This is a genomic window from Methylobacterium sp. SyP6R (assembly GCF_019216885.1).
GTDB lineage: Bacteria > Pseudomonadota > Alphaproteobacteria > Rhizobiales > Beijerinckiaceae > Methylobacterium.
The window spans coordinates 414970-432546 of the sequence record NZ_JAAQRC020000001.1; the positions used below are offsets into that span (position 1 = coordinate 414970).

Genomic DNA, 17577 nt, shown 5'->3' on the forward strand with positions numbered 1-17577 from the left:
CCCCATGACCGATTCCGCCGCCCTCAAGCCGTGGCAATGGCCCGAGAGCCACTGGCGCCAGCGCGTGAACAAGGTCCGGGCCGGCCGCACCCTGGCCCCGGCCTGGCCCGGGGCCAAGCGGTGCGCGGTCGCCCTGTCCTTCGACGTCGACCACGAGACCAACGAGTTGCGCGACGGCGGCAAGTCGCTCGGGCGGCTCTCCTGGGGCCAGTACGGCAACCGCCAGGGCATGCCGCGCATCCTGAAGCTCCTCTCCGAGCATGATGTCCCGGCGAGCTTCTACGTGCCGGCGGTGGTGGCGATGCTCTATCCCGACGAGCAGCGCGCCGTGGTGGCGGCCGGCCACGAGATCGGCATCCACGGCTGGATCCACGAGCTGAACTCGGTGCTGCCGCGGGAGGCCGAGCGCGACCTGATGCTGCGCAGCGCCGACGCCCTGGAGGCGATCACGGGCACGCGCCCGGTGGGCCTGCGCACCCCGTCCTGGGACTATTCGGACGCGACCTTGGCGATCATCCGCGAGATGGGTCTGCGCTACGATTCGTCGCTGATGGCCGACGATTCCTGCTACGAACTCCTGGAGGACGGCGAGCCGACCGGGGTGGTCGAGATTCCGGTCGAATGGATCCGGGACGACGCGCCCTACTTCATGATGAGCCGGTTCGAGGGCTTGCGCCCGCATATCGGGCCCGAGGACGTGCTCGCGATCTTCATGCGCGAGTTCGAGGGCGCCTATCGCGAGGGCGGGCTGTTCCAGCTCACCATGCACCCGCACATCATCGGCTACCGCTCGCGCCTGTGGATCGTCGAGGAGCTGATCCGCGCCGCCAAGGCGAAGGGCGACGTGTGGTTCGCCACCCATGCCGACATCGCCGCCCACGCGGCGACGGCGTTGTGACGTGCCCCAGGTTCCTCTGATTCCGGGCCCGGCGGACCTCGCGCCCGCCCTCGACCGCCTGCGGCGCCTCGTCCTGTGCGAGACGCCGAGCTACGCCCCCGACGCGCTTGCCGCCGGGCTCGCCCTGATGCGGGCGGAACTGGGGGCGGACGGCCTCGCGATGTCGGACCCCGCCCCCGATCTCGACGCCGCCGGGGCCGTCCGGGCCAGGTACGATCGGGGCGGGGCGCTGACCGGCCCGCCGATCCTGATCCTCGGCCATCTCGACACCGTCCACCCGGTCGGCGAGCTCGCCGCCAATCCGTGGCGGATCGAGGGGAGCCGTGCCTTCGGGCCCGGCATCCTCGACATGAAGGGCGGGATCGTGCTGGCTCTGGAGGCGCTCCGCCGGGCCGGCCCGCATCTCGCCCGGCCGGTCGAGATCCTGATCACCTCCGACGAGGAGATCGGCTCGCCCCGCTCCCGCGGGCTGATCGAGGCGCGGGCGAAGGCGGCGGCCTGCGTCCTGGTGCCGGAGCCCGCCCGCGACAATGGCGGCCTCGTCGTCGGCCGCCACGCGATCCTGCGCTACGCGCTGTCGGCGACCGGCCGGCCCGCCCATGCCGGCCGCGACCCCGCGAAGGGAGATTCCGCGATCCACCGGCTCGCCCGCGCGATCGTCGCCCTGGAGAGCCGGAGCGTGCCGGGCGCGAGCCTCGGCGTCGGGGTGATCGGCGGGGGCACGTGGGTCAATTGCGTGCCCGAGCACGCCTCGGCCGAGATGCTATGCGTTGCCGCCGACGACGCGCGGCGCGCGGAGATCGCCGGGATCGTCGCCGCGGAGGCGGATGAGCGGCTGGCGATCGACCTCGCGAGCGAGCGCCCGCTCTGGCGCACCGGGACGGGGGACCGGGCGCTCTACGAGGCGGCGCAGGCGGTGGCGGCGGCGCTCGGGGTCGTCGTCTCGCCGGAGGTGTCGGGCGGCGGCTCGGACGGGAACTTCACCGGCGCCCTCGGCGTGCCGACCCTCGACGGGCTCGGTCCCTGCGGCGCGGGGCTCCACGCCCATGACGAGCATCTGGATCTCGCGAGCCTGGGGCCGCGGATCGGCGTGATGGCGAACCTGCTGGTGCGGGTCGGTGGGACGGCGTGAGCGCTTGCGGCTCGGGTGCCGCGACCGCGTGGCCGTGGTTCCAGCACGAGCGCGGGCACGCGACACGATCCTCAACCCGGAACCCCGGCCCGCAGGGGCGGGGCCTCCAGCACCGCCCGGTAGGCGTCGAGGACGCCCGCCGTCATCGCCTCGACCGTGTAGGCCTCGGCCCGGGACCGCGCCTCGGCGCCGAGTCGCGCGCGGATCGCGGGGTCGCCCGCCACCATCTCGATGGCGTGGGCGAAGCCGGCCTCGTCGTCGGGCGCGATGAAGATCGCGGCCTCGTCCCACAATTCGCGGAAGGTCGGGATGTCGGAGAGCACCAGGGCACAACCGGCGCTCGCGGCCTCCAGCACGCCGAGGCCGAAGGGCTCGTAGCGGGCGGCGGAAGCGTAGATCGGGGCGCCGGCGAGCCAGCGCGCCACGTCCTGGTCGCTGAGCCGACCGAGGGGGCGCAGGTGCTCGGGCGAGAACTGCGCCGCGTTCGGGCCCTTGAGGTCGCCGGCGGCGAGCAGCGGCAGCTGCATCCGGGCAGCGGCCCGGTCGAGGGTGCGGGCGTTCTTGCCCTCGTCCCAGAGCCGGCCGGCGGTGAAGGCGAAGGGCGAGGCGGCGGCGCCTGCCGGGCTGCGCTGGCCGCGGTCGGCGGGCTTGCGCCGGCCGTTCGGCACCACCCGGGGCGGGGCGATGCCGTAGGTCGCGGCGGTGGCTTCCGCGAAGGCGCGGGTCGGGCTGAGCAGCATGTCGACCCGCCGGTAGCCCTCCGCCACCAGGCTCGCCCGCCAGGCGAGGTCGGGGGGCAGGGGGCCGGGGCGCATCGCCGCCCACCAGGTCGCCACGCAGGAATGCGCGACCGCGATGACGGGGGCGCAGAAATCGGTGATGGCGGCGAGCGCCGGGCTGTTGAGGTGGATCAGGTCGGCGCCGGCCCGCTCGGCCTCGCGGGCGACCAGGGTGGCCGCCGCCTCGACCTCGCGGCGGGTCAGCGCTGTCCAGTCGAGGCTGGCGCCCAGCGGGCACAGGGCGAGGCCGCGGATGGCACGGGCGGCGCGGAGCTGGTCCTGGCTCGGCTCGGGGCCGAGCACCGCCAGGGTCACGCCGACGCCCTGGCGCGTCAGCTCCTCGGCGAGGTCGAGCCCGTATTGCCAGATTCCGCCAACCGCATCGACGGTCATGAACAGGTTGAGGGCCGGCGCCCCCCGATAGGGGAGGGGGCGTCCGGCCGGGACCGTCAGGCTGGGCAGCATGCCGCCTCCAACTCGCGCAACGGGGCCGGCCGTTCTTCTTGACCGTCGCCGAAGCGGTCGAACTGGCCGAGGTCATGGGCGCGTGCCCGCTCCCAGGCCTCGCCGTCCGGCTCGCCCCAGAGGCGGCGGTAGTCGGGCGAGGACGGGGAGAGCGGCACGGGATCGTTGGCCCGGATGCCGGCGGCGCGCCGGCGGTCGCGCCGGGCCGCGACCGTCTCGGGGTCGTCGCCCGCGACCTTGATCGGGTTTGCCTGCACGAAGGGCACCGAGCGGCGGGCATGGACCAGGCGCAAGGCGAGGTCGTCGGTCGAGGCGCGGCAGGTCTTGTCGCGCATCGCGCGGCCGCCTTCCGTCCGGCCCTCGACGCCGGCCTCGATCGAGACGCAGCCGGCAGCGCCCAGCATGTCGAGCATGCCGGGCTTCCACAGGTCGATCCGCGTCCGCACCCCGAACTCCACCGCGCGGGCTGCGAGCGCCTCCGGCAGGGCTCTTCGGGGCAGGAAGATCTCGTCGATGAAGGAGAGGTCGCTCAGCCCTTGCGCGATCAACCGGTCGACCTCCTCCAGGATGGCCGGCAGCGCGCGCCGCCGGTATTTGTCCCGGAAGTCGATCTCGGCGCAAAAGGTGCAGGAATAAGGGCGGCCGCGCGAGACCTCGACCTCGGCGCCCGGCCCCTCCGGCGCCCGATCGAAGCCGAGCTTGCCAAGCGTCGTCGCCGGGGTGACCGAGCCGTGCGGGCCGACCGCCACGGTGCGGCCGCCGCGGCCGGCGAGCGCGTCGAGGAAGGCGCGGGGGACCCGCGATTCCGGCTGGGCGCAGCGCCGGAACAGGGAGGTCGAGGCGGTGGTCACCACCGTCATGGCGGGGGCGAAGTCCGCCACCCGGTCGGCGAGGCCTTCGAGCGAGAGACCGTCGAGGGCGCCGTCCGGCATCAGCACGTCGTGGCCGGCCCGCTCCAGCAGCACCTTGCAGGCCCCGAACTCCAGGGGGAGGCGCAGCGAACGGCACCCGCAATCGGTGCTGTTCTCGAAGCTCCAGGTCGGGTTGACGAGGGCGATTCTCAAAGCGGCTGTCCTGGACCGGAAACGGGCATCGCAGATACTGGTGGCGACTATGTGCGAAGTGGCGGGTCCGCTCCGGACGACAAGGGCTTTTCGCCCGAATGCGGTTAAGCGATTGATACCGATGAGGCGTCCGCCATGCAGCCGGCGCATGGCACGGGGCCGACCATGCCGCAGCCGCAGGCCCCGAGCTGGAACCGAAACGCGTTTCGCGCGTGTCTCAGGCTGGCACGGCCGTCCGCAGGCCCCGGCTTCCGGCGAGCCAGGCGGCCAAACGCGTGAGGCCCCGCCGCGAGGGCAGCGGCCGGGGCAGCCCGAGATCGGCGGCAGCGCGGCGAGTATCGGAGACGTAGCAGTGCCGGTCGCCGGCGCGCCGGTCCTCGAAACCCGGATCGAGGAAACCCAGGTCGAGGGGATGGCCTCCCTGCGGCGCCCGTCACGCTCCTCGAGTTGCCGACCGTCGCCGGCGCAGACGCTCCGGCTGTCTCTACCGGGCGAGAGTGCCGCGAACATGTGTCATCGTTCTGGCGTCATTCAGCCCGATTGATCCACAAGAACGATCAAAGCGATGCCAGCGGGATAGCGCAGCCACGGCGCGTCTTCCGGAGTCCCGCTCCGGCCCCCTCCACCGAGTTCACGCGACCCTCCATGCCCCTCGTTCCCCCGTCGCACGATGCGGCGCCGGCTGCGCCCGGCGCGGACCCTTGCCCCCGTGAGACCGCCGACTTGCGTCGGCGCCGGCTGGCCCTGTTCCTGCCGACGGTGGCGACGGCCCTCGCCCTCGCGCTCGCGGCCCTCGCCGTCACCGGCGTGCCGGACGGGCTGCTCGAAGGCGCGGTGCTGATCCTGTTCTGCCTGGCGATGGCCTGGCAATCCTACATCGCCTGGACGTATCTCTACGGCGCCGTTGCCGCCGGTCTCGGGACGCGGGTGATGTCGCGGGTGGAGCGGCAGGCCGCCGAGATCGCCCCGCAGGCGAGCGGCCGCAGCCGCACCGCGGCCGTGGTGGCGATCCACGCCGAGGACGCGGCGGCGGTGTTCGCGGCGATCCGGGTGATGGCCCGGTCGCTCGCCCGCACCGGCGGCGACGGGCGCGACCTCGACATCTTCGTCCTCAGCGACACGCGCGACCCGGAGATCGCGGCGGCCGAGGAGCGCGAGTTCGCCCGGATCCAGGCGTGGCGCCAGACCGCCGGACCCGGCCTCCCGGCGATCCGCTACCGCCGCCGCCAGGAGAATAGCGGCCGCAAGGCCGGCAATGTCGGCGAGTTCTGCCGGACTTACGGCGGTGATTACGACTTCATGATCGTGCTCGACGCCGACAGCCTGATGACCGGTGCCGCCATGCGCCGCCTGGTGCGGCTGATGGAGGAGAATCCCCGCACCGGCCTGATCCAGACCGTCAGCTACGCCGCCGGGCGCGACACCCTGTTCGCCCGCATCCAGCAATTCGCCGTGCGGCTCTACGCCCCGCTCTCGATCCGGGCGCTGGAGACCTGGCAGGGGCCGGATGGGGGCTATTGGGGCCACAACGCCATCCTGCGCATCGCGGCCTTCGCGGCCAATGCCGAATTGCCGGTGCTGCCGGGCCGCGCGCCGCTCGGCGGCGAGATCCTGTGCCACGACACGGTCGAGGGCGCGTTCCTGCGCCGGGCCGGCTGGGAGCTGCGCCTGCTGCCGGAGGAGCCCGGCACCTGGGAGGAGATGCCCACCAACCTCATCGACCTGCTCGGCCGCGAGCGGCGCTGGTGCCAGGGCAACCTCCAGCATCTCGGCATCATCCGCTCAGCTGGCCTCACCGCCGGCAGCCGCTGGCATCTCGGCGCCGGCATCCTGTCCTACCTCGCCTCGCCGGTCTGGGTCGCCTTCTTAGGCCTGGGAACCTGGCAGGCGATCCGCAGCGGCGATCTCGGGCTCATCGCCTACGGCCTCACCGGCGAGGGGCCGGCGTCAGTCATCCTGGCCTCCTTGAGCCTCGCCGTCCTGGCCCTGCCGAAGCTCCTCAGCCTCGGCCACGTCCTGCTCTCGCCGGAGCGCCGCGCCGCCTTCGGGGGCACGCGCCGCCTGCTCGTCAGCGCCGCCCTCGAACAGGCCCTTTGGGTGCTGCTCTGGCCGGTCATGACCCTGTTCAATGCCGGCGCGGTCGCGACGACCTTCGCCGGACGGGTGGTGCGCTGGGACACCCAGGTCCGCGACGACCGCCGGGTACCGTGGTCCGAGGCCTGCCGGCTCCAGGCCGATTCTCTGGTGGCGGGCGGCGTGCTCGCGGCGGCGCTCGCCTATGCCGCCGATCCGTGGCTGGCACTGTGGATGGCGCCGCTGGTCCTCGCCTTGCTGGCGAGCCCCGCGCTCAGCGTGCTGACCAGCCGCGCCGATCTCGGCCAGGCGGCGCGCCGCCGCGGCCTGTTTCTCACCATCGACGACACCGCCCAGGCCCCGGAGCTGCGCGACCTCATGATCGCCCGCGCCGCGCCGCAAGGCGCCGCACGGGCGCACCCGGGTCGCGGCGAGGCGCCGGTCTGGCTCGCGACCGCGACGGATGATGCGAAGGCGTCGCCGCCACGCTAAGAACTATGAGCCCGGTTGAGTTGGCCGACTGAATTGAAACCAGCAATGTCATCCCGGGGCCGCGCAGCGGAGCCCGGGATCCATGAACGCTGAGGTTTCGGGACGAGGCGGAACGCTGTCAGCGTTTTCAGGATTCGTCGGCGTTCATGGATCCCGGGTTCTCGTCTTCGGCGAGCCCCGGGATGACGTGGCGAGATGTCAACGTATGCGCCGGATCGATCGGCACAACTGCTCGAACAGGCTCTCAGCACAGTCTCATTTCGCCGGCTTACCCAGCACCTTGAGCGGGTCGGTGCGCTGGCTCGGCGAGGGCTCGGCGGTCAGGCTGTCGGCGCGCTCCTCCGGGCGGCCGCGGACGCTGCCGGTGGTGGCGGGGCTGCCCTGGCCGGCGGTGGCGCGGTTGGTCGGGCTCGTCACCGGCACGGCGCCGCTGGCGAGTTCGAGGCAGGTCAGCATCTCGACGTAGCTCGGGAAGCCGCCGGCCGTCGATTGCTGCGAGCACTGGGTCTTGGCCGAGCCGGAGAACTGGCCCCAGCGCTTGCGCAGCTCGTCGCCGGCCGAGCGCTCTGAGCGCAGGCAGCCATCGGCGCCGGCCTCCTGGCTGACCGAGGCGCGGCCGGGCGAGTTGCAGGTGGCCGCAATATCGAGCCGCGGCGGTCCATCCGCCGCGACGAGAACGAGCTGCGCACCGAGGAGCGCGAGGGGCAGGGCGGCGGGCATGGCGGGTCTCCCGTGAGCCGGAGAAGGAAAAGCTTCGCCGGTTCAACGCGCAAACCGCGCCGGAGGCTCCCTCAACCCTGTTGCAGGGCCTGATCGAGGTCTGCGAACAGGTCGTCCGCATCCTCGATGCCGACGGAGAGGCGCAGCAGGTCCGGCGGGCAGGGGGTGCCCGGGCCCTCGATCGAGGCGCGGTGCTCGATCAGGCTCTCGACGCCGCCGAGCGAGGTGGCGCGCTTCCACAGACCCACCCGGGCCGCCGTCCGGATCGCCGCCGCCTCGCCCGCCGCCACCCGGATCGACAGCATGGTGCCGAAGCCGCCGGTCATCTGCCGCGCCGCCACCGCGTGGCCGGGATGCTCGGGCAGTCCCGGATACAGCACCTGCGCCACGGCGGGATGGGCCGAGAGCCGCCGGGCGAGGTCGCCGGCATTCGCCATCTGGGCATTGATGCGCACGTGCAGCGTGCGCATCCCGCGCATCAGGAGGTAGGCCTCGAACGGCCCCAGGATCGCGCCGTTGCCGGAGCGGATGCGCTGGATGCGGGCCCAGAACGCATCCGCCTTCGCCCCGGCAAGGGCACCTGCGATCACGTCGGAATGGCCGTTGAGCACCTTGGTGGCGGCGTGCATCACCACGTCGGCGCCCAAGGACAGGGGCCGGGTCACCACCGGGGAACTCGCGGTCGAATCGACGGCGAGCCGCGCGCCGGCCGCATGCGCGATCTCGGCAGCGGCGGCGATGTCGGTGATCGTCCAGAGCGGGTTCGAGGGGGTCTCGAGCCAGACGAGCTTGGTCTGCCCGGGTCGCACGGCCTGCTTCAGGGCAGCAAGGTCGTCGGTGGCGACGAAATCGACCTTGAGGCCCCAGCGGGTCGCCTCCTCTGAGAGCCAGCGGCGCAGGGCCCAGTACATCACGGTCGGCGCCACGATGTGGTCGCCCGGATCGAGGGCGCCGAACACCGCCGTGGCGGCGGCCATGCCGGAGGAGAACAGGAGCGCGCCGGCCTGCGCCTCCTCCAGCATCGCGATCACGGCTTCCGCCTCGCGCACCGTGGCGTTGTCGGGCCGGCCGTAGACGTAGCCGGAGGAATACTGGTTGTCCTCGTCGCGGATGTAGGTGGTGGCGACATGGATCGGCGGCACCACGGCCTTGGTGATCGGATCGACATGGCCGAGCGCCTGCGCGGCGAGGCTCTTCTTCGACCAGTGGCGCGGGGCGTGGCTCATGCCGGGACTCCAGGGTGCGGGGGAATTGTTTTGCTCCCCCGCCGCCCTTGCAGAACCGGTGCCGGCGCGCAACCTCCATCCCGGTATAGCACCCGAGCCAACGATGCCGCCGACCGCCACGCTGACCGATCCCAGACCCGTCCTCTCCCCCGTGCCGCGCCTGCTTGCGGCGATCGCGCCCGTCGCCGCGGTCGCGGTGGTGGGGAGTCTGGCGACCACGCCGAACATCCCGACCTGGTATGCGGGCCTCGCCAAGCCCGGCTTCACGCCGCCGAACTGGCTGTTTCCGGTCGCCTGGACGATCCTCTACACGCTGATCGCCTTCTCGGGCTGGCGCGTGCTCGGCACCGCCCCGGCGACCGGCGGGTTGCGCCGCACCCGGACGCTCGCCCTGTGGGCGTTCTTCGTCCAGCTCGCCCTCAACGGTGCCTGGACGCCGGTGTTCTTCGCCCGGCACGATCTCGGCGGCGGCCTCGTCGTGGTGGTCGCCCTCCTGGTGATGATCCTGTGGACGATCCGGCTCTTCGCCCCACTCGACCGGATCGCCGCCCTCGTCCTCGTCCCCTACGCCGCCTGGGTCGCCTACGCGACGGCGCTCAACGCGGCGATCTGGTGGATGAATTGAGGGCGCAGGCACCCGCGTTCGTCCTACCCGCAACCTCATCCTGAGGTGTCAGCCCATCGAAGATGGACTGACCTCGAAGGAGGGCTCCAGATAGCTCGGAGATTTCTGGAGCCCTCCTTCGAGGCTCCGCGATCTTCGATCGCTCCACACCTCAGGATGAGGTTGTGTGTAGGAGAAGCGAACCCTTCTCATGTCACGAACAGGGGAGGTGCCTCACGGCACCAACACGATCGCGCCCGTCACCGCCCGCGCCTCTGCCGCCTCGTGCGCCTCCACCACCTTCTCCAGGGCGAACCGCGCCCCGATCTCGACCGAGACGTGGCCGCGCGCGATCGCGTCGAACAGGTCGGCGGCGTTGGCCCGGAAGGTGGCCGGGTCGGCATTGTGCGGGAAGACGGAGGGGCGGGTGAGGAACAGGCAGCCCTTCTTGTTGAGAAGCTCCGGGTCGATCGCCGGCGAGGGGCCCGAGGCGGCGCCGTAGGAGACGACGAGGCCGAACGGCGCGGCGCAATCGAGGGACTTCAGCAGCGTGTCCTTGCCGACCGCGTCGTAGACCACCCGCGCCTTGGCGCCGCCGGTCGCCTTCAGGAAGGCCTCGGGCCAGTCGGGATCGGTGAGGTCGATCACCGCCGCGCAGCCGGCGGCCAAAGCCGCATCGCGCTTGCCCGGCGAGCCGGTGGTGCCGACGACCCTGGCGCCGAGCGCGGTGGCCCAGCGGGTCAGGATCTGGCCGACGCCGCCGGCGGCGGAATGGACCAGCAGCAGGTCGCCCGGCTGCACCGCATGGGTCTTGCGCAGCAGGTACTGCGCCGTCATGCCCTTGAACAGCAGGGCGGCGGCTTCCTCGTCGGTGATGCCCTCGGGGATCCGCACGAGCTTCGCCGCCGGCAGGTTGCGCCGGTCCGCATAGGCGCCGACCCCGGCATTCATGTAGGCCACCCGGTCGCCGGGCTGGAACTCAGCGACCTCCGGCCCGACCGCCTCGACCACGCCCGCCGCCTCGAAGCCGAGCCCGGTCGGGCGCTCCAGCGGGTAGACGCCTCGGCGCTGGTAGACGTCGATGAAGTTGAAGCCGATGGCGGTCTGGCGCAACCGCACCTCGCCGGCGCCGGGCGCGGCCAGATCCCCGCTTTGCAGGGTCATGACCTGCGGCGGGCCGAACTCGGTGAGCACCACGCGGCGTTGGGTCGACATGTCGGGCCTCTTCTCTGGCTCTGTCCAACTCGTGCGCCCGGTATGGACCGGGCCGGCGGCGTGATAAATCCGGACCCGCCTTCGACATTCGAAACGCCGGGTTTGCAATCGATGGACCGTCTCTCGGGCATGGAGGCCTTCGCCAAGGCCGTCGAGACCGGGTCGTTCTCGTCGGCGGGCGAGATCCTCGGGCTCTCGCCGCAGGCGGTCGGCAAGCAGGTGCGCCTGCTGGAAGACCATCTCGGTGTCCGGCTGATCCACCGCACGACGCGCCGGCAGAGCCTGACCGAGGCGGGGCGCGAGCTCTACGAGCGGGTGCGCGTCATCCTGGCCGAGGTCGAAGCGGTGGAGGCGCTGGCGGCGAGCAGCCAGGCGGTGCCGCGGGGCCAGATCCGCGTGAACGCCCCGGTCACCTTCGGCGCCTACGACCTCGCCCGGGTGCTGCCGGCCTATCTGGCGGCTCATCCGAAGGTCGATGTCGCGCTGACCCTCTCGGACCGGAAGATCGACCTGATCGAGGAAGGGGACGAGGTGGTCTTCCGCGTCGGTTCGCCGGTCGACAACGGTCTGGTCGCCCGGCCCTTGCGCCCGATGGATTTCGCGCTTTGCGCCGCGCCGTCCTACCTGGCGGCGCGAGGCGCGCCGCGCGCCCCGGCCGAGCTGCGCCAGCACGAATGCTTGGGGTTTGCCCATATGGCGACGGGGGATCAGTGGCTGTTCACCGGGCCGGAGGGACCGGAGGCGGTCGAGGTGTCGTACCGGCTCCTGGTCAACAATGGCCAGGCCCTGCTCACCGCGGCGCTCGCCGGCCTCGGCCTGCTGCTGCAGCCGACGGCGCTCGTGCGGGACGCGGTCGCGGCGGGCCACCTGGTGCGGGTGCTGCCGGCCTACCGGCCGGTGTCACGGCCGATGCACCTGCTCTACGCACCCGATCGGCGGATCACCCCGAAGCTGCGCTCGTTCATCGATTTCGCGCTCGCCCACTTCGCCGGCCCGGCTCCCGCGGGTTGACGAGACCCGTCAGCGCGCCGCCACCACCCCGGCGCTGCGCAGGGTGCGGGATACGGTGGCGCGCATGTCGGCGAGGGTGAAGGGCTTCGTCAGCACGTCGGCCACGATCGCGTCGAGGCCGCGGGCGCGCTCGCGCTGGTCGGCAAAGCCCGTCATCAGCAGGATCGTGAGGTCCGGGTAGTCGCGCTTGGCCGCGAGCGCCAGGGCGATCCCGTCCATCAGCGGCATGCGGATGTCGGTCAGCATCAGGTCGAAAGCGGTCTCGGACAGGCGGTCGAGACCGTCGCTGCCGTCGACCGCCGTCACGACCATGTGGCCGTCCATCTCCAGCCCGCGCTTCAGGAAGCCGCGGATCGGTTCCTCGTCGTCGACCAGCAGGATGCGCGCCATGTCCTCTCGTCTCTCTGGGCCGAAAAACCGCGCGGATACGGCAGATGTGATCGGCCCGGCGCTGCCGGGTCAAGCCACCGCCGCAGCTGAGGTTCCGATTTCGTGCGGCGACGCCGCACGAAGCCCGGCGACGTTGCAATCGCGCATCGCTCCGGGCCCGCAACCCTGAGCCCAGATATCCTGATCCCGAAGCCCCGACCCGGGAATTTCAATCCTTGTCGAACAGATCGGGGCCCCCGTCGCCGTAATCGACGAGGCCGACATAGGGCAATTGCCGGAAGGCGTGGGCCACGTCCATCCCGTATCCGACCACGAACACGTCCGGGCAGGTGAAGCCGACGTAATCGGCATCCATCGTCACCGCGCGCTTGCCGGGTTTTTCCAGCAGGACGGTGGTGAGCACCCGCCGCGCGCCGCGGGCCATCAGGAGGTCCTTGGCGTAGACGAGGGTGCGGCCGGATTCGAGGATGTCGTCGATCAACAGCACGTCGCGCCCGCGCACCTCGCTCTCGACGTCGCGCAGGATCGCGACCTGGCCCGACGACACGGTCGCGGCGCGGTAGCTCGACAGGTGGATGAACTCGACCTGCGGCGCGAGGCCGGCCCGGTGCAGCGCCCGGATCAGGTCGGCGGCGAACATGAAGCTGCCCTTGAGCACTGCCACCACCAGAAGGTTCTCCAGGGGCTGGCTGGCGATGGCGCGGGCGATCTCCTCGTTGCGCTGCGCGATGGCGGATTCGTCGAAGAGGACGCGGACGCGGGGCAGGGGCGGGGTCATCGGTCTTTGAGGTTCGCCTGGGGGTTCATCGGAGCCCTCAGGCTGACGGCAGAATCCCCGCTGTCAACCGCGGCAAAGCGGACCAGCACCGCGCGCCCCTTGGCCGGAGCGTTCGGAAGCTCGGCGCGGAAGCGGGCGGATTCCTCGGGCTCCAGCCGGTCCCGCGGCGCCTCTGCGGTCCAGCGGAAGATCACCTGGCCGTGCTCGTCGCGCAGTTCGACGCGCAAGGGCGGCACCGGCACGGCCTCCTTCGAGGCGCTCACCACGTCGCCCTCGACCACGAGGCGGCCGACGCCTGAGGCATCCGGCACCTGGTAGGCGGCGACGTCCCGGAAGGTCAGGCCGCGCAGGTTCACCGGCAGGCCGATGCCGGCATAGAGCCGGGCGGTCTGGGGCAGGGCGCGCACGATTGCAGCGCGTCCCGCCGGCATGAGGGACAATCCGATCGCCGCACAGCCCGCGACCGCGAGCGCCGCCACGGCGAGGCGCCGGCGCGCGGGGGCCGCCTTCGCCTTCGCGGTGCGGGGGCCGGCCCGGCGCGGCGGGGCGGTCTCGGCGGCCGAGAACACCGCCTCGCCGGTGGGCGAGAGCTCGAGGCCCGGCTCAGGCGGGGGGGCGGCGACGAACCAGGGTTCGCGGCAGGCCGCGCAGCGCACGGTGCGCCCGGCCGGGCCGATCTGCTCGGGATCGAGCGTATATTCGCTTGCGCAGGCGGGGCAGACGATCAGCATGGCGAATCAGTCGGGCGCGGCACCGGGGCCGGACCACGACTCCTCACGCCACAGCCTTAATGCGTGGTAAAGCGGCGCGGACTATGAGGCGCCGGCGCATCGAAATCGCCCGAGCGTTCGCGGATCGGGACGCCTCGTGAGGCGATCGCGCATGGAGACCGGATGGACGCGAGAACGGACCGGGGGACCGGAAGCAGCCTGCTCGGCGGGATGGACGAGCCGGTGGTCCGGTTCGAGAATGTCGGGATGCGCTACGGGGTCGGCCCCGAGATCCTGAGCGACATCAGCTTCACCATCGCGCCGCATTCGTTCCAGTTCCTCACCGGCCCGTCGGGCGCCGGCAAGACGACGCTCTTGCGCCTGATCCTGCTCTCGGTGCGGCCGAGCCGCGGCCTCGTCTCGGTGTTCGGCGAGGAGGTGAGCGGCATCTCGAGCGGCGCGCTCACATCCTTGCGCCGGCGCATGGGCGTGGTGTTCCAGGATTTCCGCCTGCTCGACCACCTCACCACCTACGAGAACGTCGCCCTGCCTCTGCGCGTCCAGGGCCGGGCCGAGACGAGCTACCGGGCCGAGGTGGTGGAGCTCCTGCGCTGGGTGGGTCTCGGCGAGCGCATGCACGTGTTGCCGCCGCTCCTGTCGGGCGGGGAGAAGCAACGCGCGGCGATCGCCCGGGCGCTGATCGCCCGGCCGGAACTGCTGCTCGCCGACGAGCCGACCGGCAACGTCGATCCCCAGCTCGGCCGGCGCCTGCTGCGCCTGTTCGTCGAGCTCAACCGCCTCGGCACCTCGGTGCTGATCGCCACCCACGATTTCGCCCTGATGGACCTCGTCGACGCGCGCCGGTTCGTGCTCGGCAACAACCGCCTGCGGATCGAGGGATGAGCCGCGGGGAGACGCATCATGTCTGATGGAGCCACCCTGGAGCGGGCGCCGCGGCGCGAGGCCCCGGCCTCCGACCTGCCGCCGACCCTACGCCGCAACGCCCCTCTCGTGCCGACCGATACCAGCGCCGGCCGGGCGCTGGCGGCGGTGATCGCGATCCTGACCTTCCTCGCCGCCCTCTGCGCCGGGGGCGCCGAGATCGTCGCCTCGAGCGCGGCGCAGTGGCAGGGCTCGGTGGCCCAGGAGGTGACGATCCAGATCCGTCCGGGCCCGGGCCGCGACACCGACGCCGATGTCGCCAAGGCCGCGGCGCTCGCCTCCAGCACCCCCGGCATCGCGGCGACGCGGCCCTTCACCAAGGCGGAATCCGAGCGCCTGCTCGAGCCCTGGCTCGGCAGCGGCCTCGATCTCGGCGACCTGCCGGTGCCGCGGCTCATCACCGTGCGGCTGGGCGCGAGCACGCCCGATCTCGGCGCCTTGCGCCAGCGCCTCGCCGAGGCCCTGCCCGGGGTGGCGAGCCTCGACGACCACGCGCTCTGGCTCTCGCGCCTCTCGACCATGGCCAACACCGTGGTGGGCGTCGGCGTGGCGGTCGTGGCGCTGGTGCTGCTCGCCACGGGGCTCGCCGTCACCTTCGCGACCCGCGGCGCCATGGCGGGCAACCGCGAGGTGGTGGAGGTGCTGCACTTCGTCGGCGCCGATGCCGATTTCATCGCCCGCGAGTTCCAGCGCCGCTTCTTCCGCCTCGGGTTGCGCGGCGGGGCGATCGGGGCGGTGGCGGCGCTCGCGGTGATCGGGGCCGGCGGCGCGCTCGCCCGGCTCTGGCGCGCGGGACCGGCCGGCGACGAGATCGAGGCCCTGTTCGGCGGCTTCGCCATCGGCTGGCGCGGCTATGCCAGCGTGGTCCTGATCGGGGTGATCGCCTCGATCGTCACGGCGGTCGTCTCGCGCCTCACCGTGCGGCGCTTCCTCGACTGAGCATCACTCCGCCGGCCGGGGGCGGCCGGCGCCGAAGTGGCTGCCGGTTCGGCGCAAAGAATGATGCCAAAGCCGATAGCCTCGACAGGGTTGCGTCTCGCAACCCTGCCGAGGCCAGCCCGGCGCCAGCCAGGGGCGGTAGCGTCGATCCTTGCCCGCTCTCCACAGGGCCGGCCCGGTTGAACGAATCGCCCTCCGGGGCGGTTGCCTCTCGGCCGCCGTAATCGGCACTATGCTCGGCACGGGTGAGATGACCTCGCGGATGCAGCGCGACATGACAACGCGAACCGGGGACGTGGTGGGCTGGTCCTGGTCGGGCGATCGGCCCGACGGCATGCCGCCTGCCAAGTTGCCGGCGCCCAAGTTGACGGCCCCCAAAACGCCCGACCCCGAATCGTCGTCCTGGAGCCTGCGCCGTCGCCTGGCCCTCGGGGTCGCGGGGCTGGGCCTCGTCGCCGGGATCGCCCTCGGCGCCGGCTTCCTCGCCTTCGTGGCCCATCTCGCCCGGTCGGAGCAACTGCCGCTCGGCCCCTCCGACGGCATCGTGGCGCTCACCGGCGGCGCCCAGCGCATCGAGGATGCGATGGATCTGCTCGCCGGCGGCTACGGCCGGCGCCTGCTCATCACCGGGGTCAACGAGCGCACCAGCCGCGACGAGATCGCCCGGCTCAATCCGGGCCAGCAGCACCTGATCGCCTGCTGCGTCGACCTCGACTACCGGGCGCGCAACACCATCGGCAACGCCATCGAGATCCGGCGCTGGATGCGCGAGAACGGCTTCCGGAGCGTCGCGGTGGTCACCTCGAACTACCACATGCCACGCACCCTGGTGGAACTCGACCACGCGCTGGCGGAAGGCCACCAAGTGGTGCCGCATCCGGTCGTCCCGGAGGGGATCGACCCGGACCAGTGGTGGCGCCACCCGGCCTCGGCGCGCCTGCTGGCCTCCGAATACGCGAAGTTCCTGGTCGCCTGGGTCCGCACCCGGTTCGAGACCGACCCCGAGCATTCGCGGGCGGCGGTGCTGGTCAGCCGTGGGCACCCGGTGAAGGTGGTGGCCGAGCCGCTGGTGCGGTGAGGGGTGATTTCGATTGGCCTGGCGCGCACTGCACGACCCAGGAGGCTGGGCGGGTGCTGCCCTGCGCCAAACCCTCCCCCCTCTGCGGGGGAGGGTGCCCGGCGGAGCCGGGCGGGAGAGGGGGCGACGCTTCCGGCAATGTCGCGACCGTGGTGACGGGCGCCCCCTGGATCAGCGTTGCGCTGCCCCTCTCCCGGCTCGCTCCGCTCGCCACCCTCCCCCGCAGAGTGGGGAGGGTTTTGGCGCGGCGGTCGCCTCACCGCCCCTTGCAGCGGCTCCGCAGCAACTCCGAAAATTCCTTCTCCGAGCCCTGGACCTGGGCCAGGCGCTCGCTGCGCTCCGCCCCCGAGAGGCAGCGGCCGTAGACGGTCGCGGCGCGGCGCATCGTGTCGACGTGCTGGCGCCAGCCGCGGCAGCGGTCGGCGTCGCTGTCGCCCAGGGTCTCCAGGCGCTCGATCGCCGTTTTCTGCGAGGATTGCGCCACCAGGAGATCGCGGGCGCAGGTGCCGTCGGCGCGCGCGACGGTGGTCGCGGCGAAGAGGAACGCCGCCGCGCAGAGAGAGGTCCGCATGGTCAGGCCGGCTTTACGGTCACGCCGCTTGGGCGGGGGATTGGGTCAGGAGGGCATAGAGCGCGTCGGCGTCGCGGGCGGCGCGGATGCGGTCGATGATGCCGGGCTCGCGCAGCACCCGGGCGACCCGGGCCAGCGCCTTCAGGTGGTCGGCGCCGGCGCCCTCGGGGGCCAGCAGCAGGAAGGCGATGTCGACCGGCTGGCCGTCCAGGGCCTCGAAATCGACCGGACGCTCCAGGCGGGCCATCAGGCCGAACAGCGTGCCGAGCCCCGGCAGCTTGCCGTGCGGGATCGCCACGCCCTCGCCGATGCCGGTCGAGCCGAGGCGTTCGCGCTGCAGCAGCGTCTCGAAGATCTCGCGCTCGTCCAGGCCCGGCAGGTGGCGGGCCGCCTGGGCGGCCAGCTCCTGCAGAACCTGCTTTTTCCCCTGCGCGCGCAGCGCCGGGAGGACCGCCTCCGGCTTCAGGAATTCCAGCAATGGCATCGAGAC

Annotated in this window: 18 protein-coding genes; 8 read left to right on the plus strand and 10 right to left on the minus strand. The window is 72.3% G+C overall.

Annotation, left to right across the window (positions count from 1 at the left end):
• Window positions 1-4 precede the first annotated feature (4 nt).
• Window positions 5-898 carry a polysaccharide deacetylase family protein gene (locus HBB12_RS01955; RefSeq protein ID WP_236987814.1) on the plus strand — a complete coding sequence of 298 codons (894 nt, stop codon included), beginning with the start codon at window positions 5-7 and terminating at the stop codon, window positions 896-898.
• 1 nt (window position 899) lies between these two features.
• Window positions 900-2030 carry a M20/M25/M40 family metallo-hydrolase gene (locus tag HBB12_RS01960; protein WP_236987815.1) on the plus strand — a complete coding sequence of 377 codons (1131 nt, stop codon included), beginning with the start codon at window positions 900-902 and terminating at the stop codon, window positions 2028-2030.
• A gap of 71 nt (window positions 2031-2101) precedes the next feature.
• Here HBB12_RS01960 and HBB12_RS01965 read toward each other — a convergent pair whose 3' ends face one another.
• Both HBB12_RS01965 and HBB12_RS01970 read right to left on the minus strand, forming a co-directional pair.
• A complete protein-coding gene (locus tag HBB12_RS01965) occupies window positions 2102-3274 on the minus strand; it encodes a glycosyltransferase family 4 protein (protein WP_236987816.1) in 1173 nt (390 codons plus the stop codon).
• Window positions 3259-4338, minus strand: coding sequence for a B12-binding domain-containing radical SAM protein (locus HBB12_RS01970; RefSeq protein ID WP_236987817.1), 1080 nt, complete (start codon window positions 4336-4338; stop codon window positions 3259-3261). The genes HBB12_RS01965 and HBB12_RS01970 overlap by 16 nt, the downstream gene beginning before the upstream one ends.
• Window positions 4339-4983: 645 nt before the next feature.
• On the opposite strand from HBB12_RS01970, the gene mdoH reads away from it, so the two are divergent.
• Window positions 4984-6903: a glucans biosynthesis glucosyltransferase MdoH gene (gene mdoH, locus HBB12_RS01975; RefSeq protein WP_236987818.1), complete on the plus strand. Its 1920-nt coding sequence runs from the start codon at window positions 4984-4986 to the stop codon at window positions 6901-6903.
• A 255-nt stretch (window positions 6904-7158) separates the two neighbouring features.
• Here the strand turns inward: mdoH and HBB12_RS01980 are convergent, their stop codons facing one another.
• Window positions 7159-7623: a hypothetical protein gene (locus HBB12_RS01980; protein ID WP_236987819.1), complete on the minus strand. Its 465-nt coding sequence runs from the start codon at window positions 7621-7623 to the stop codon at window positions 7159-7161.
• Between the two features lie 71 nt (window positions 7624-7694).
• A complete protein-coding gene (locus HBB12_RS01985) occupies window positions 7695-8849 on the minus strand; it encodes a trans-sulfuration enzyme family protein (protein ID WP_236987820.1) in 1155 nt (384 codons plus the stop codon).
• A 103-nt stretch (window positions 8850-8952) separates the two neighbouring features.
• On the opposite strand from HBB12_RS01985, the gene HBB12_RS01990 reads away from it, so the two are divergent.
• Complete coding sequence (locus tag HBB12_RS01990; protein ID WP_236987821.1) at window positions 8953-9474, plus strand: TspO/MBR family protein; 522 nt, start codon at window positions 8953-8955, stop codon at window positions 9472-9474.
• 213 nt (window positions 9475-9687) lie between these two features.
• On the opposite strand, the gene HBB12_RS01995 is transcribed toward HBB12_RS01990, so the two are convergent.
• Window positions 9688-10668 (minus strand): quinone oxidoreductase family protein, encoded by a 981-nt coding sequence (locus HBB12_RS01995; protein ID WP_236987822.1) that lies wholly within the window; start codon window positions 10666-10668, stop codon window positions 9688-9690.
• Between the two features lie 111 nt (window positions 10669-10779).
• Between HBB12_RS01995 and HBB12_RS02000 the strand changes: the two genes are divergently transcribed.
• Window positions 10780-11679: a LysR substrate-binding domain-containing protein gene (locus HBB12_RS02000; RefSeq protein WP_236987823.1), complete on the plus strand. Its 900-nt coding sequence runs from the start codon at window positions 10780-10782 to the stop codon at window positions 11677-11679.
• Window positions 11680-11688: 9 nt separating this feature from the next.
• Here the strand turns inward: HBB12_RS02000 and HBB12_RS02005 are convergent, their stop codons facing one another.
• The 3 genes from HBB12_RS02005 to HBB12_RS02015 all read right to left on the minus strand — a co-directional run bounded on the left by HBB12_RS02005 (window position 11689) and on the right by HBB12_RS02015 (window position 13578).
• On the minus strand, window positions 11689-12069 hold the full coding sequence (locus tag HBB12_RS02005) for a response regulator (RefSeq protein ID WP_236987824.1): 381 nt from the start codon (window positions 12067-12069) through the stop codon (window positions 11689-11691).
• A 208-nt stretch (window positions 12070-12277) separates the two neighbouring features.
• Window positions 12278-12847: a hypoxanthine phosphoribosyltransferase gene (gene hpt / locus HBB12_RS02010; RefSeq protein ID WP_236987825.1), complete on the minus strand. Its 570-nt coding sequence runs from the start codon at window positions 12845-12847 to the stop codon at window positions 12278-12280.
• Window positions 12844-13578: a zinc-ribbon domain-containing protein gene (locus tag HBB12_RS02015; protein WP_236987826.1), complete on the minus strand. Its 735-nt coding sequence runs from the start codon at window positions 13576-13578 to the stop codon at window positions 12844-12846. The genes hpt and HBB12_RS02015 overlap by 4 nt, the downstream gene beginning before the upstream one ends.
• A 162-nt stretch (window positions 13579-13740) precedes the next feature.
• Here HBB12_RS02015 and ftsE point away from each other — a divergent pair, with 162 nt between their 5' ends.
• The 3 genes from ftsE to HBB12_RS02030 all read left to right on the plus strand — a co-directional run bounded on the left by ftsE (window position 13741) and on the right by HBB12_RS02030 (window position 16516).
• A complete protein-coding gene (gene ftsE, locus HBB12_RS02020) occupies window positions 13741-14460 on the plus strand; it encodes a cell division ATP-binding protein FtsE (protein WP_236987827.1) in 720 nt (239 codons plus the stop codon).
• An 18-nt stretch (window positions 14461-14478) separates the two neighbouring features.
• Window positions 14479-15438 carry a cell division protein FtsX gene (locus HBB12_RS02025; protein WP_236987828.1) on the plus strand — a complete coding sequence of 320 codons (960 nt, stop codon included), beginning with the start codon at window positions 14479-14481 and terminating at the stop codon, window positions 15436-15438.
• A 274-nt stretch (window positions 15439-15712) separates the two neighbouring features.
• Window positions 15713-16516, plus strand: coding sequence for a YdcF family protein (locus HBB12_RS02030; RefSeq protein WP_236987829.1), 804 nt, complete (start codon window positions 15713-15715; stop codon window positions 16514-16516).
• A gap of 256 nt (window positions 16517-16772) precedes the next feature.
• Here the strand turns inward: HBB12_RS02030 and HBB12_RS02035 are convergent, their stop codons facing one another.
• Both HBB12_RS02035 and ptsN read right to left on the minus strand, forming a co-directional pair.
• Complete coding sequence (locus HBB12_RS02035; RefSeq protein ID WP_236987830.1) at window positions 16773-17087, minus strand: hypothetical protein; 315 nt, start codon at window positions 17085-17087, stop codon at window positions 16773-16775.
• A gap of 19 nt (window positions 17088-17106) precedes the next feature.
• On the minus strand, window positions 17107-17571 hold the full coding sequence (gene ptsN, locus HBB12_RS02040; RefSeq protein ID WP_203153008.1) for a PTS IIA-like nitrogen regulatory protein PtsN: 465 nt from the start codon (window positions 17569-17571) through the stop codon (window positions 17107-17109).
• Between the last annotated feature and the right edge of the window lie 6 nt (window positions 17572-17577).

Excerpts from the sequence above, each read along its gene's own strand:
- HBB12_RS01955 (WP_236987814.1), top strand. The coding sequence starts at position 5 with ATGACCGATTCCGCCGCCCTCAAGCCGTGGCAATGGCCCGAGAGCCAC.
- HBB12_RS01965 (WP_236987816.1), bottom strand. The coding sequence starts at position 3,274 with ATGCTGCCCAGCCTGACGGTCCCGGCCGGACGCCCCCTCCCCTATCGG.
- mdoH (WP_236987818.1), top strand. The coding sequence starts at position 4,984 with ATGCCCCTCGTTCCCCCGTCGCACGATGCGGCGCCGGCTGCGCCCGGC.
- HBB12_RS01980 (WP_236987819.1), bottom strand. The coding sequence starts at position 7,623 with ATGCCCGCCGCCCTGCCCCTCGCGCTCCTCGGTGCGCAGCTCGTTCTC.
- HBB12_RS01985 (WP_236987820.1), bottom strand. The coding sequence starts at position 8,849 with ATGAGCCACGCCCCGCGCCACTGGTCGAAGAAGAGCCTCGCCGCGCAG.
- HBB12_RS01990 (WP_236987821.1), top strand. The coding sequence starts at position 8,953 with ATGCCGCCGACCGCCACGCTGACCGATCCCAGACCCGTCCTCTCCCCC.
- HBB12_RS01995 (WP_236987822.1), bottom strand. The coding sequence starts at position 10,668 with ATGTCGACCCAACGCCGCGTGGTGCTCACCGAGTTCGGCCCGCCGCAG.
- HBB12_RS02000 (WP_236987823.1), top strand. The coding sequence starts at position 10,780 with ATGGACCGTCTCTCGGGCATGGAGGCCTTCGCCAAGGCCGTCGAGACC.
- HBB12_RS02005 (WP_236987824.1), bottom strand. The coding sequence starts at position 12,069 with ATGGCGCGCATCCTGCTGGTCGACGACGAGGAACCGATCCGCGGCTTC.
- hpt (WP_236987825.1), bottom strand. The coding sequence starts at position 12,847 with ATGACCCCGCCCCTGCCCCGCGTCCGCGTCCTCTTCGACGAATCCGCC.
- HBB12_RS02015 (WP_236987826.1), bottom strand. The coding sequence starts at position 13,578 with ATGCTGATCGTCTGCCCCGCCTGCGCAAGCGAATATACGCTCGATCCC.
- ftsE (WP_236987827.1), top strand. The coding sequence starts at position 13,741 with ATGGACGCGAGAACGGACCGGGGGACCGGAAGCAGCCTGCTCGGCGGG.
- HBB12_RS02025 (WP_236987828.1), top strand. The coding sequence starts at position 14,479 with ATGTCTGATGGAGCCACCCTGGAGCGGGCGCCGCGGCGCGAGGCCCCG.
- HBB12_RS02030 (WP_236987829.1), top strand. The coding sequence starts at position 15,713 with ATGACAACGCGAACCGGGGACGTGGTGGGCTGGTCCTGGTCGGGCGAT.
- HBB12_RS02035 (WP_236987830.1), bottom strand. The coding sequence starts at position 17,087 with ATGCGGACCTCTCTCTGCGCGGCGGCGTTCCTCTTCGCCGCGACCACC.
- ptsN (WP_203153008.1), bottom strand. The coding sequence starts at position 17,571 with ATGCCATTGCTGGAATTCCTGAAGCCGGAGGCGGTCCTCCCGGCGCTG.